Annotated in this window: 9 protein-coding genes and 2 rRNA genes (1 of these 11 running past the window's edge); 7 read left to right on the forward strand and 4 right to left on the reverse strand. The window is 43.3% G+C overall.

Features of this window, described 5'->3' with window-relative positions; all coding sequences use genetic code 11:
* Window positions 1-2,132, forward strand: a 23S ribosomal RNA gene (locus BC751_RS08190) (it extends 747 nt beyond the left edge of the window).
* Between the two features lie 177 nt (window positions 2,133-2,309).
* Window positions 2,310-2,421, forward strand: a 5S ribosomal RNA gene (rrf, locus tag BC751_RS08195).
* Between the two features lie 579 nt (window positions 2,422-3,000).
* Here the strand turns inward: rrf and BC751_RS08200 are convergent.
* Window positions 3,001-5,274, reverse strand: coding sequence for a helix-turn-helix domain-containing protein (locus tag BC751_RS08200; protein WP_130275122.1), 2,274 nt, complete (start codon window positions 5,272-5,274; stop codon window positions 3,001-3,003).
* A gap of 129 nt (window positions 5,275-5,403) precedes the next feature.
* Between BC751_RS08200 and BC751_RS08205 the strand changes: the two genes are divergently transcribed.
* The 5 genes from BC751_RS08205 to BC751_RS08225 all read left to right on the forward strand — a co-directional run bounded on the left by BC751_RS08205 (window position 5,404) and on the right by BC751_RS08225 (window position 9,545).
* Window positions 5,404-6,108, forward strand: coding sequence for an SDR family oxidoreductase (locus BC751_RS08205; RefSeq protein WP_130275123.1), 705 nt, complete (start codon window positions 5,404-5,406; stop codon window positions 6,106-6,108).
* Between the two features lie 4 nt (window positions 6,109-6,112).
* Entirely contained in the window at window positions 6,113-8,092 is a 1,980-nt protein-coding gene (gene ispG, locus BC751_RS08210; protein ID WP_130275124.1) for a (E)-4-hydroxy-3-methylbut-2-enyl-diphosphate synthase, read from the forward strand.
* Window positions 8,093-8,166: 74 nt separating this feature from the next.
* Entirely contained in the window at window positions 8,167-8,358 is a 192-nt protein-coding gene (locus tag BC751_RS08215) for a DUF6728 family protein (protein WP_130275125.1), read from the forward strand.
* Window positions 8,359-8,592 (forward strand): MmcQ/YjbR family DNA-binding protein, encoded by a 234-nt coding sequence (locus tag BC751_RS08220; protein ID WP_130277536.1) that lies wholly within the window; start codon window positions 8,359-8,361, stop codon window positions 8,590-8,592.
* Window positions 8,589-9,545: an ABC transporter ATP-binding protein gene (locus BC751_RS08225; RefSeq protein ID WP_130275126.1), complete on the forward strand. Its 957-nt coding sequence runs from the start codon at window positions 8,589-8,591 to the stop codon at window positions 9,543-9,545. The genes BC751_RS08220 and BC751_RS08225 overlap by 4 nt, the downstream gene beginning before the upstream one ends.
* 39 nt (window positions 9,546-9,584) lie before the next feature.
* Here BC751_RS08225 and BC751_RS08230 read toward each other — a convergent pair whose 3' ends face one another.
* The 3 genes from BC751_RS08230 to leuS are packed head-to-tail and all read right to left on the reverse strand — an operon-like array spanning window position 9,585 to window position 13,276.
* Window positions 9,585-10,112 carry an FKBP-type peptidyl-prolyl cis-trans isomerase gene (locus BC751_RS08230; protein ID WP_130275127.1) on the reverse strand — a complete coding sequence of 176 codons (528 nt, stop codon included), beginning with the start codon at window positions 10,110-10,112 and terminating at the stop codon, window positions 9,585-9,587.
* A gap of 21 nt (window positions 10,113-10,133) precedes the next feature.
* Window positions 10,134-10,451, reverse strand: a complete 318-nt coding sequence (locus BC751_RS08235) for a hypothetical protein (protein ID WP_130275128.1) — start codon at window positions 10,449-10,451, stop codon at window positions 10,134-10,136.
* Between the two features lie 50 nt (window positions 10,452-10,501).
* A complete protein-coding gene (gene leuS, locus BC751_RS08240) occupies window positions 10,502-13,276 on the reverse strand; it encodes a leucine--tRNA ligase (RefSeq protein WP_130275129.1) in 2,775 nt (924 codons plus the stop codon).
* Window positions 13,277-13,294 lie beyond the last annotated feature (18 nt).

A 13,294-nucleotide genomic window follows, 5' to 3' on the forward strand; every position in this document is an offset into this window, starting at 1 on the left:
TGGAGGGCCGAACCGATAAGCGTTGAAAAGCTTCCGGATGAGCTGTGGGTAGGGGTGAAAGGCCAATCAAACTGAGAAATAGCTCGTACTCCCCGAAATGTTTTTAGGAACAGCGTCGTGGAAAGTATCGATGAGGTAGAGCTACCGATAGGACTAGGGGGAGTCACATCCTACCAAATCCTGACGAACTCCGAATGCGTCGATACTGTAACGGCAGTGAGGGCTTGGGTGCTAAGGTCCGAGTCCGAGAGGGAAAGAACCCGGACCTACCGCTAAGGTCCCGAAATTTACACTAAGTTGAACAAAGGTGGTCCAGCTGCAGAGACAGCCAGGAGGTTAGCTTGGAAGCAGCTATTCCTTTAAAGAGTGCGTAACAGCTCACTGGTCGAGCGGCAGGGCGTCGATAATAAACGGGCATCAAGTGTAATACCGAAGCGTAGGATACAGACATCAGTCTGTGTGGTAGGGGAGCATTCCAAACGGCGGTGAATGCGCATGGCGATGTGCGCTGGAGCGTTTGGAAAAGCAAATGTAGGCATAAGTAACGATAATGGGGGCGTGAAACCCCCACACCGATAGACCAAGGTTTCCTGATCAACGTTAATCGGATCAGGGTCAGTCGGGACCTAAGGATAACCCGTTAGGGGATTCCGATGGCAAATGGGTTAATATTCCCATACCGCACATACAGGTGACGGAGTGACGGAGTGATGAAAGGACCGCGCGGTGACGGAATACCGCGTTAAAGGGTGTAGGTAATGGAGCTGTAGTAAAATGCGCAGCTTTAGCCGAACCTGACAGTACCGCGACCCTACGGGGGAGCGGACAGAGTCCCTAAGGGCTTCCAAGAAAAACTTCTGGCGATAAGCGTATGTGCGCCCGTACCGCAAACCGACACAGGTGGTCAAGGAGAGGATCCTGAGGTGCTCGAGTGAGTCATGGCTAAGGAACTCGGCAAAATTGCCCTGTAACTTCGGGAGAAGGGGCGCCCTCCGAAAGGGGGGCCGCAGTGAAAAGGCCCAGGCGACTGTTTAGCAAAAACACATGGCTTTGCGAATTCGAAAGAATATGTATAAGGCCTGACACCTGCCCGGTGCCGGAAGGTTAAGAGGGGATGTTATCGCAAGAGAAGCATTGAATTGAAGCCCCGGTAAACGGCGGCCGTAACTATAACGGTCCTAAGGTAGCGAAATTCCTTGTCGGGTAAGTTCCGACCTGCACGAATGGTGTAACGATCTGGGCGCTGTCTCAGCCATGAGCTCGGTGAAATTGTAGTCACGGTGAAGATGCCGTGTACCCGCAACGGGACGGAAAGACCCCATGAACCTTTACTGCAGCTTAGCATTGGTATCGGGTAAACGATGTGTAGGATAGGCGGGAGGCTGTGAGACTGTGTCGCCAGGCACGGTGGAGCCGCTGTTGAAATACCGCCCTTTGTTTGCCTGGTATCTAATCCCGGAATGTCCGGGAGACATTGCTTGGTGGGTAGTTTGACTGGGGTGGTCGCCTCCAAAAGGATAACGGAGGCTTCCAAAGGTTCCCTCAGCACGCTTGGTAACCGTGCGCGGAGTGCAATAGCATAAGGGGGCTTGACTGTGAGGCCGACAAGCCGAACAGGGTGGAAACACGGGTATAGTGATCCGGCGGTACTGAATGGAAAGGCCGTCGCTCAAAGGATAAAAGGTACTCTGGGGATAACAGGCTGATCTCCCCCAAGAGCTCATATCGACGGGGAGGTTTGGCACCTCGATGTCGGCTCGTCACATCCTGGGGCTGGAGAAGGTCCCAAGGGTTGGGCTGTTCGCCCATTAAAGTGGCACGCGAGCTGGGTTCAGAACGTCGTGAGACAGTTCGGTCCCTATCTGTTGCGGGCGTGGGAAGTTTGAGGAGACCTGACCTTAGTACGAGAGGACCGGGTTGGACTGACCGCTGGTGTACCGGTTGTGGTGCCAACTGCACTGCCGGGTAGCTACGTCGGGAAGAGATAAGCGCTGAAAGCATCTAAGTGCGAAACTCCCTCCGAGATGAGACTTCCGAACAGGGCCGTCAGAGACGATGACGTTGATAGGCTGCAGGTGTAAAGTCAGTAATGACAAAGCCGAGCAGTACTAATAGCCCGAAAGCTTACTGAAGTCTGCCTGTTGCATTTTCCGCGAGACATGATCATTTTAGACGTGAGACACAAGACACAAGATACAAGACTTGGGACTCGGTGCACGTCAACAGAACTTAAGATATTGAATATATGGACCGGAAGCCAGACAGAGCTAAGTCTTATGTCTTGTGTCTTCGGTCTTATATCTAAAAGCATAGGCGGCCCAGCGCAGGGGTCCCACCTCTTCCCATCCCGAACAGAGAAGTTAAGCCCTGCAGCGCCGATGGTACTGGGGTTACACCCGGGAGAGTAGGTCGCCGCCACATTATTTAAAAGCCTTTCAGGAAACTGGGAGGCTTTTGTGTTTTGCGCACAATACGGAAGGGGTTGCACCCGGGAGAGTAGAGCCTGTCCCGGGAAGCGGGATCGCCGCCACATTATTTAAAAGCCTTTCAGGAAACTGGGAGGCTTTTGTGTTTTGCGCACAATACGGAAGGGGTTGCGCCCGGGGAGAGTAGAGCCTGTCCCGGGAACCGGGATCGCCGCCACATTATTTAAAAGCCTTTCAGGAAACTGGAAGGCTTTTGGCGTTTATAGGTCAAGAGGTTAGAAGCGAGAGGCGAGAGACTAGAGATTAGATTCAAGACACAAGACACAGGGAAAAAGGGGGAAGGCGGATTTCGGAAGGACAGGTCAGGGTGGATTTTTTGTTTGCTTTTGTCACTGTTCCCGAAATTCGGGACAAGTTGTGGTTCAAAAAAATTCATTCTCTTATTTTCTGTTGCAAAACCACCTTCCAAGTTTGGAAAATCAGACAGCGGAAGTTGGGGAATTTTGGAAATTGGAAATTTTATTTCGGTATGAGGTGCCAGGTAATTTCAGGTCCTGACAACCATTTGATCTGTTTAAGATTTATGTAAACCCATATGGGCGGCTACCATCTTTAATGTTCCAAAGTCATAAGTTCCGGGTTCTTCTTGGCGAATCATGGCTAAATCCGCATCATATTTTTTAATGAGTTCAGCCACTTTTTGATAAGTTGCTTCATCCATATGAGTAAATAAAGAAATCCGTCCCTCCTGAATACCTTTGGCCAAGTGTCCTTTTATGGTTGATTCGGCCAAACCCCGTTGTATGGCTATTTCTTCAATACTAGCTCCAAAATCACTCATCTCGAAAGTGATTTCATAGGTTTCTCCTTTTACTCTTTTTAAACTCGGCCCATCTTCTGATTTCTTTTTCTTACCCGTTCTGTTTTTTGAAAACTTGGGGTTACTCAATGCATTTTCTTTGGCTTCTTTGGCAAGTTTCAGTCGTAATTGTGAGGTTTCTATCGGGATTCGGTCCAGTTTTCCTATTTCTTTTCCCTGTAGAATACAAGAGACGAGAATACTTACTTTTTTGATTTGGGTAAGTTTACGTAACAATTGCAACTCAATTTGGGCCAAACTTTCGAGGTACTTTTTGGTTTTTGAAAACCTTTCTACTTCTGCAGCATGGCCCAATAAGTGGGTTAGTTGCTTTTCAAGGAATTCCGAATAATAGATAGTTCCTTTTTCCAACCTTTCCAACAATTTGTCTTCATCTTTCGCAAATAAGAGTTGGATCAATTGTCTTTGAAACTTAAGAGTATTTTCAGTTTCAGCATTTAGATTTTCAAGGAGTTTAGGAATGGCTTGTTTCATTTCTTCGTCCTCAAATTCCAAACTGCTTTCATTTTCCTTATTGAAATTTATAAGCGCTTTGAACAGCCCATCTAAGCTGAAGGTTTCCAATAGTAATTTTTCCACATATCGTCTTTGGTGTTTTTCCAGAAGCGTTTCCAGTGGTTCTTGGAATGCAGTTTTTTGTGTAAAATTGACTACTTGATGGTCGCTATATATGATGTTATTTTGAATTCTTGTTCTCAGGATCAAACCCTCCAATCCTCTTAGCCTACTCAATGCGACATAGACCTGGCCTGGTGCAAATGCTTGCCCTACATCTATGATAGCCCTGTCAAAAGTTAATCCCTGACTTTTATGGACGGTTACAGCCCATGCCAATTTTATGGGGTACTGTTCAAAACTGCCGATAATTTCTTCTTCCAATTCTTTGGTTGATTCATTGACAACATAGCGTTTGTTTTCCCAAACTTCTCTTTTTAGGGTATACAGGACCTTATTCTCGGCCATTATCACTTGAATTCCTTCCTCATCAATTGTTTTGATTTTAGCCATTTTACCATTGTAATATTCCCCGTTGCCACTACTGTCATTTTTAATAAACATGATCTGCGCACCTTCTTTGAGCTCAAGGGTTTTTGGAAGCGGGTATAAATGTTCGGGAAAATCTTTTTCAATGATGGCCTGAAAAAAGTGAGAGGGGCTTTTCAAGGCCTGAAGTTCTTTCTGGTTGTGGGCATCTGCTTTAAAATTATGAGTGGTTATGATGATAGTGTCTTCTAGGTTTTTAATCTCCTCTTCGGTTTTGAAATGCTTATTCAAGATCTTGATATCTTCCTCATTGGCACAATTATCCCTTAGATGATTCAGGATATTAATGAAGACTTCATCTTTTTGCCTAAAAATTTTGTCCAGTTCCAGATAGACCATTCCAGATTCTCTGAGGGCATGGGCCTCAAAGAAATGCATGCTGTTATAAAATTTGCTCAGGATTTCCCATTCGTTTTCCCTGACAATTGGAGGTAGCTGGAACAAGTCCCCAATCATCAATACCTGTACTCCCCCAAATGGCTCTTTGAAATTTCCTTTGACACTTTTAAGCCTGAAATCGATGGCATCCAAAATGTCAGCCCTAAGCATGCTCACTTCATCAATTATGAGAAGATCAATTGAACCAAGTACCTGTTTTCTTCCACCATTCAAAGGATGTTTTCTACTTAGTGAAAACTGGGTGAAAATATTTCCTTGATTGCCAAAATTCCCTTCCGGTTCTTTTGTAGGTAAAAAGCTCCCCAATGGCAATAAAAATTGAGAATGTATGGTTACTCCTTTTGCATGTAATGCAGCGATTCCCGTTGGCGCTACAATAACAAACTGTTTGTGTGTCAATGATGCCAGATTCCTCAAAAAGGTAGTTTTACCTGTTCCGGCCTTTCCGGTAAGGAAAATGGGGTTATTGGTGCTGTTTACAAAATGTGCCGCCAGTTCAAGTCTATCGGTAATCTGTGTTTCCATGAAAATAAAATTAGGATAAAAAATTCAGGAGCACCGCCGATTATCCGTTTAAGTTCAGAAAGTTTTCAAAAAAATGTAACTTTGCTCGCTGTAAATAGTTGTTATACTAACTATTAAAATACTAATCAAATGACCAAAAGCATTTTGGTAACCGGAGGTACAAAAGGAATAGGTAGGGCCATCATCGACAGGTTTGGAGAAGAGGGGTTTGATGTATTTACCTGTTCAAGGCATGCCAAAGACCTCGAAACATTAGAAAAGGAATTTTTGTCCAGATTTCCAGGTCAAAAGATTTTTGTGACAGAAGCGGATCTCTCCAGAAAAGACGAAGTTCAGCGATTTTCATCGTTGGTAAAAAGCCAGGCTATCCCTGATGTTTTGGTCAATAATACAGGAATATTTCTTCCTGGTGCCATTCATTCAGAGCCAGAAGGCAATTTTGAGATGATGATGCAGACCAACCTTTTTTCTGCTTATTACCTTACTAGGGCTTTTACTTCAGAGATGATGGAAAGAAAGTCGGGCCATATTTTTTCCATGGGTTCCATAGCAGGGCTTACAGCTTATGCCAATGGAGGAAGTTATGCAATATCCAAGTGGGCCATGTTGGGTTTTACCAAATGCCTGAGACAGGAGTTGAAAGATTATAATATCAAAGTAACTTCCATTCTTCCTGGGGCCACGTATACGGCAAGTTGGGAAGGAGTGGAAATTCCTTTGGAAAGGTTTATGAAAGTTGAGGATATTGCCGCTTCTGTTTGGTCGGCCTATAACCTTTCCCCTTATTCAGTTGTTGAAGAAATTGTCATAAGACCACAATTAGGAGACTTATAATAATATGGAAACCAAATATTTATTGGAAAAAGTGCGGTATTGTAATAGCCTGACGGCTTACTCCAGAAGAAAGACCATTCCCGTGAAAGTGGGAGATGTAATTATAGGAGGTGACAATCCAATTGTGGTCCAATCCATGACTACAGTGGATACCATGGATACAGAGGGTTCGGTGGAACAATGTATCAGGATGATTGAGGCCGGTTGTCAATTGATCAGGATCACGGCCCCTAGTATCAAAGAAGCCGAGAATCTCAGGAATATCAAGGAAGGACTCCGGAAAAGGGGGTACAATACGCCTTTGGTGGCTGACATTCATTTTACTCCCAATGCTGCTGAAATTGCTGCAAGAATTGTGGAAAAGGTACGCATCAACCCTGGAAACTATGCGGATAAAAAGAAATTTGAGTTTATAGAATATACAGATCAAAGTTATCAAGAAGAACTTGAAAGGATCAGGGAACGCTTTTTGCCTTTGGTAAGGATATGTAAGGAGCATGGTACCGCTATGAGGATCGGGACCAATCACGGTTCCCTCTCTGACCGTATTATGAGCCGGTATGGAGATACACCTCTTGGTATGGTGGAATCTGCCTTGGAGTTTTTAAGGATCTGTGAAGAAGAAAATTACCATGATGTGGTCATTTCCATGAAGTCATCCAATACACAGGTGATGGTTCAGGCCTATCGCCTTTTGGTACAAAAACTTGATGAGGGAGGGTTTAAACCATATCCTCTACATTTAGGTGTGACAGAAGCCGGAGATGGTGAAGATGGAAGGATCAAATCAGCTGTCGGGATAGGTACTCTTCTGGAGGATGGTCTAGGCGATACTGTCAGGGTTTCATTGACAGAGGACCCTGAGTTTGAGGCTCCTGTGGCCAAAGCCCTTGTAGATAGGTATGAGAACAGAACCGAACATGACTTTATTCCGGACCTTACCCATTATCCAGTTAATCCATTTGAGTATAACCGTAGGGATACCATAGAGGTGTTTAATTTCGGCGGAACCAATGTACCAAGGGTAATAGCCGATATTTCTGCGGTGGAAAACATCACGGAAAAGGAAATGAAGCATGTGGGGCATTTTTACCTTCCGGAATTGGATAAGTGGAAAATGAATGATCTTGGTGCGGATTATGTCTTTTCTGGCTCCAACCCAATACCTTTTATGCTGCCTAATGGCATGAAGGAAATCCAGCATTATGCTATTTGGCTCAATGCGGAAGACCAGGTCAATAAATTTCCGGCATTAACCTTGGAAGAATTCCGGGAGGCGGAAAAACTGCACTATGGTTTGAACTTCCTGATGTTATCAGATCAAGAAGTAAAAGAAGCCTTGCACTTATTAGAGGGAAGAAAAGATGTGGTGGTTATTTTGCACAGTTACAACCTCCATACCATGCCGGCACTAAGAAGGGCCTTTTTTGAATTGATGGAAAACCACAGCATTCTTCCTGTGGTAGTGAGGGTAAATTATCCTCAACAGGACCAGGATAAGACCATGCTTTATGCAGCTACAGATGTTGGAGGTTTGTTAATAGATGGTTTGGGTGAAGGAATCATGATTGGCTTGGGAGCTTATAGAGGTGCGCCTAGGCCCCAAATCTTGGATCAGATTAAATTGCATAATTCTGTGAGCTTTGGGGTACTTCAGGCAGCAAGGACCAGGATGTCAAAAACAGAATACATTTCCTGTCCTTCTTGCGGAAGAACGCTTTTTGATCTTCAGGAGACGACCGCCATGATCAGGAAAAGAACAGATCACTTAAAAGGTGTTAAAATCGGTATCATGGGATGTATCGTAAACGGCCCAGGAGAAATGGCAGATGCAGACTACGGGTATGTAGGTTCAGGAAAAGGAAAGATTACACTTTATAAAGGAAAAGAGGTAGTTAAAAAATCAGTTCCATCAGAGAAGGCGGTTGACGAACTGATTGAAATCATCAGAAAAGATGGCATGTGGATTGAACCTGAGGCATGATATTCAGGTTATATCCTAAAAATACTGGGCATACCTATCAGTATGCCCTCAATTCAATTCTAAAATTAATCAGCATGGCAAACAGTAGAATTAAAGAGTTTTTTCAACTTGGAGAAGTAGCCAATTACTTTGTCCGTGTATTCCAAAAACCGGATCCAAACAGGCCTACCAATTTCAATTTGAGGATGATGCACGGGATCAATAAAATATCTATCTTGATGTTCCTTGCCGCTATCATTATTTGGGTGGCGAAAAGAATGTTCTAAATTTTTGTTTTTGAAAGTGGGAACCTAAAGTGTGATCCTGATCGGGCTATCGAATTAAGGGAAAGGCATGAGGGTGTACTGCCGGGATATCATAGGAGCAAAAATCATTGGAATGCCATCAGTTGTGACGGTTCTGTTCCGGATGGTTTAATCCTTCAATTGGTGGACCATTCCTTTTATCTTGTTTTTAACAGCCTAACCAAAAAAATCCAACAAAGTCATATTGCCGGATGACCTATTTAAGATTAGATAAAATCCAGAAAAGCTATGAAAACGGTCAGCCTGTTTTAAAAGAGTTTTCCTTGAATTTGGAAAAAGGACAGGTGGTTTCTCTGATTGGAGAAAGTGGTTCTGGAAAAAGCACGCTCTTAAGAATTGTAGCTGGTTTGGAAAACCGGAATGACGGCGAGGTTTATTTGGAGGGGATGAGGATAGCGAATCCCAAAGAAAAACTTGTACCTGGATATGACGAAATTCAGTTGGTTTATCAGGATTATCATTTGTATCCCAATTCTTCTGTAGAAGAAAATATAGCAAGGCCTCTCCTGCTTTATGATAAAAGCTATAAGGAGAAAAGGGTAAAAACCCTTTTAAAATTATTGGGATTAGAGAAGTATAAAGAAAAACTGCCAAGACAACTTTCAGGAGGGCAGCAGCAAAAAGTGGCTATTGGAAAAGCCCTGAGTTTGGAACCGCAGGTACTTTTATTGGACGAACCATTTTCCAGCTTGGATACCATACAGCGGAGAGAATTGATTTCCGAATTAAGGGAAATGTTTGTAGCCTTAAAGGTTACTGTATTGTTTGTTACCCATGATTTGGATGATGCGCTTCAGATGTCCAATGACCTGGTTTTGGTACAACAGGGAAAGCTTATCCAAAAAGGCCATCCCGAAGAAATATTTACAAAACCAAAAAACCTTTATGCCGCCAAGCTTTTCAGTCATTTGAATCCTTTACCTGGTGATCAGCATTGCTATATACGCCCTTCAGATATTCAGCTTTATAAGAGCACAGGTATCCCCGCAAAAGTAAAAGAAAGGCAATACTTGGTACATTATAACCAGCTTACAATTCAATTAGGTACAGGTGAAATATGGAAGGTTGAGGACAAGAAAAGGGAATTTTTCCCAGGACAAAAAATTTTCCTAAAATGGGATGCTGGAAAGGTGATAGGTCCTTTTTAAAACAAATTTCCAGAGCTTTTGCCCTGGAAATTTGTTTTTTTATTCGTGATCGAAACCATGTTCGCCATGAACATGACCGTGGTCCAGTTCTTCCGGCGTTGCCTCCCTTACTTCTAATACTTCTCCCTCAAAATGAAGGTCAAACCCTACCAAAGGATGATTGAAATCCAATAATACTTCTTCGCCCAGATCTTTGAGCACTTTTGCCTGAAGCGGGTACCCATTTTCATCCATTAAGGGCAAAAAATTACCTTCTTCCAACATATACGGCTCAAAACCTCTTTCCTTGGTGAATTGATCTTTTGGCAATGCCATGATGAGTTCGTCATCAGCCTCACCATAAGCTTCAGCTGATGCGATCATGAAACTGAAGCTTTCCCCCTCCTTTTTTCCTACAAGGAAAGACTCGAACTTTTCGGGCAATCCGCTTTGTCCAAATATGAAATAAAACGGATCCTCCTCATCCCTGACTTCAACACTGAATGGAGCGGATTCGATTTCGTCTTGTTCTTTACTGACTTTTAATTCATAGGTAAGACCTACTACTGCATTGTTTGATATTTCCATGGCGCAAAGGTAGTCAAAGTTTTACTTAATTGCCCCATTGATCATGACTGCAAATATGGTCAACATGCTGAAGATGAAACAGAAAAACACCGCCTTATGGTTTTTTTTAAGAGAAAATACAATGCTGGCCACAAAGATGATTGAAAAGAGGAGTGCGAAAATTAGAAGCACGCGGAGATAAAGCTCTTCAGAGGCATGAAAATAAGGAGCATAACCTGAATCAGGCAGCAATACTGCTTTTTCCCCCATCCATTGAATGGCAATCCATTCCTTCCAATAAGCATAAGCAAAAATACCCGAGGACAATAACGCTGCAAGGGAAAAATAAAGTCGGTTCATGACGTTGGAATTAAAATCCTCCCGTAGTTATTTCTACAGGAGGATCAGCCTTAAATCACAATATTGATAATTTTCCCAGGGACTACGATCACTTTTTTAGGTGATTTCCCCTCGAGCCATTTTTGTACCGTGCTGTCTGATAAGGCGGCCTTTTCCACTTCTTCCCTGCTAAGGGACAGGGAAAGGGGTAATTTAGCCCTAACTTTTCCATTGATAGACACCGGGTATTCATGACTGTTTTCTACCAGGTATTCCTCATTGAATACTGGGAATTGTGCATAGATGATGGAATTTTGATGACCCATCATAGACCAAAGTTCCTCTGCAATATGTGGGGCATAAGGCGAAATGATAATGGCCAAAGGTTCCAGAATTTCCCTTTTGTTACATTTCAAAGTGGTCAGTTCGTTCACGCAAATCATGAAAGATGCCACGGAAGTATTGAAGGAGTAGTTTTCTAGGTCTTCCCTTGTCTTTTTGATGGTTTTATGCAGGGTCTTCAGTTCTTCCTTGCTGGCTTTTTCTTCGGAAACAAAGAAATTTCCCTGTTGGTCATGATAAAGTTTCCAAAGTTTTTTCAGGAATTTCGATACGCCATCTATGCCGTTTGTATTCCATGGTTTGAACTGTTCAAGTGGCCCAAGGAACATTTCATAAAGTCTAAGGGTGTCTGCGCCATATCTTTGTATGATATCATCTGGATTCACCACATTGTACTTGGACTTTGACATTTTTTCTACTTCGGCCCCGCAGATGTATTTTCCATCTTCAAGAATAAATTCCGCATCGGCCAGGTCAGGCCTCCAAGCCTTGAACTTTTCCAAATTCAATTGGTCATTGTGAACAATATTGACATCAACATGCATGGCAGAGGTATCGTATTGATCCTTCAAGCCGAAGCTGACAAATGTATTGCTCCCTTTTAGCCTATACACGAAATTAGACCTGCCTTGGATCATCCCTTGGTTGATCATTTTTTGAAAGGGTTCCTCAATGCTTACTGCACCGATATCATAGAGAAACTTGGTCCAAAACCTGGAATACAGCAAGTGGCCTGTAGCATGCTCTGCCCCGCCAATATAAAGGTCTACCGCACCCCAATATTTTTCAATTTCGGGATCTACGAGCTTGTCCTGGTTTTTGGGATCCATATACCTGAAAAAGTACCAACTTGATCCTGCCCAGCCAGGCATGGTGCTTTTTTCCAAAGGGAATACTCCTTCCTCTGTTTTATAAGTCCAATCCTTTGCTCTTCCCAATGGAGGTTCACCATCCTCAGTTGGAAGGTATTTGTCCACTTCAGGCAAAACCAAAGGTAGGTCTTTTTCATCAATCAGATAGGGAAGACCGTCCTTGAAATAGACAGGGAGGGGTTCTCCCCAATACCTTTGACGGGTGAAAATAGCGTCCCTCATGCGGTATTGGATTTTGCCTTTACCTATATTTTTTTCTTCAAGATAGGCAATGGCCTTTTTCATGGCCTCCTTCATTTCCAGGCCGGAAAGGAAATCAGAATTGATGATAGTTCCTCCTTTTCCGGGGAAGGATCCATTTTCCAAACTTCCCTCAATGACCTGGCGGATTTCCAATCCAAAATGCTTGGCAAAATTATAATCCCGCTCATCATGGGCAGGAACAGCCATGACCGCACCTGTTCCATAGCCTGCCAGCACATAATCTGCAACCCAGATTTGGATTTCTTCCCCATTAAAAGGGTTGATGGCATAGGAACCCGTAAATGCCCCAGAAATAGTTTTCACATCTGACATTCTATCTCTTTCAGAGCGGTTTTTTGCCAATTCCACATAAGCTTCGGCAGTTTCCCTTTGATCGTCTGTAATCAGGTCCTGAACATAATCATGTTCAGGCGCTAATGCCAGGTAGGTCACTCCATAAATTGTGTCAATCCTTGTGGTAAAAACTTTGATCAGTTTATCCTGTCCTTTAACCTGGAAAACCAATTCAGCTCCGGTGGATTTTCCGATCCAGTTGCGTTGCATTTCTTTGATGGGATCGGACCATTCCAGTTTTTCCAAGCCCTGAAGCAGCCTTTCTGCATAGGCAGTGATGCGCATGCTCCACTGCATCATTTTTTTCCGTTCTACCGGATGTCCGCCTCTTTCAGAAAAGCCGTCTTTTACCTCATCATTTGAAAGTACAGTTCCAAGGGCAGGACACCAGTTTACGGTGGTTTCAGCTAGGAATGTCAGCCTGTATTTTAAAAGGATCTCCTGTTGTTGTTTTTCTGAAAAGCCTTTCCAATCCTCAGCAGTAAAAAGAGCTGTGTCCTCATCGCATACTGCATCCACTTCCAGATTGCCTGAGGTTTCAAATTTTTCTACCAAAGAAGCAATGCTTTTGGCTTTATCTTCTTTTTTATCATAATAGCTGTTGAACAGCTGCATGAAAATCCATTGAGTCCATTTGTAATATTCCGGGTCAGAGGTCCTTACTTCTTTTTCCCAGTCAAATGCAAAGCCTATGTTTTTTAACTGTTCAGTATATCTTTGGATATTTTGCTCAGTGGTAATGGCTGGATGCTGGCCAGTTTGAATGGCATATTGTTCGGCAGGAAGGCCAAATGAATCATATCCCATGGGATGCAGGACATTGTAACCTTGAAGCCTTTTGAACCTCGTGATGATATCAGAAGCGATATAGCCAAGGGGATGCCCCACATGAAGTCCTGCTCCCGAAGGATAGGGGAACATGTCCAAAGAATAAAATTTTGGTTTGGAAGGATCAGCTTTGGCATTGAAAATCTGGTTTTTTTCCCAGTAAGCCTGCCATTTTTTTTCTATTTCCTGAAAATTATAATCAGCCATTTTTTGATAAATGCTTTG

Source organism: Cecembia calidifontis (assembly GCF_004216715.1).
Classification (GTDB): Bacteria; Bacteroidota; Bacteroidia; order Cytophagales; family Cyclobacteriaceae; genus Cecembia_A; species Cecembia_A calidifontis.

Coding starts and splice junctions, on each gene's coding strand:
- BC751_RS08225 (WP_130275126.1), top strand. CDS start 8,589: ATGACCTATTTAAGATTAGATAAAATCCAGAAAAGCTATGAAAACGGT.
- BC751_RS08205 (WP_130275123.1), top strand. CDS start 5,404: ATGACCAAAAGCATTTTGGTAACCGGAGGTACAAAAGGAATAGGTAGG.
- ispG (WP_130275124.1), top strand. CDS start 6,113: ATGGAAACCAAATATTTATTGGAAAAAGTGCGGTATTGTAATAGCCTG.
- BC751_RS08235 (WP_130275128.1), bottom strand. CDS start 10,451: ATGAACCGACTTTATTTTTCCCTTGCAGCGTTATTGTCCTCGGGTATT.
- BC751_RS08200 (WP_130275122.1), bottom strand. CDS start 5,274: ATGGAAACACAGATTACCGATAGACTTGAACTGGCGGCACATTTTGTA.
- leuS (WP_130275129.1), bottom strand. CDS start 13,276: ATGGCTGATTATAATTTTCAGGAAATAGAAAAAAAATGGCAGGCTTAC.
- BC751_RS08230 (WP_130275127.1), bottom strand. CDS start 10,112: ATGGAAATATCAAACAATGCAGTAGTAGGTCTTACCTATGAATTAAAA.
- BC751_RS08215 (WP_130275125.1), top strand. CDS start 8,167: ATGGCAAACAGTAGAATTAAAGAGTTTTTTCAACTTGGAGAAGTAGCC.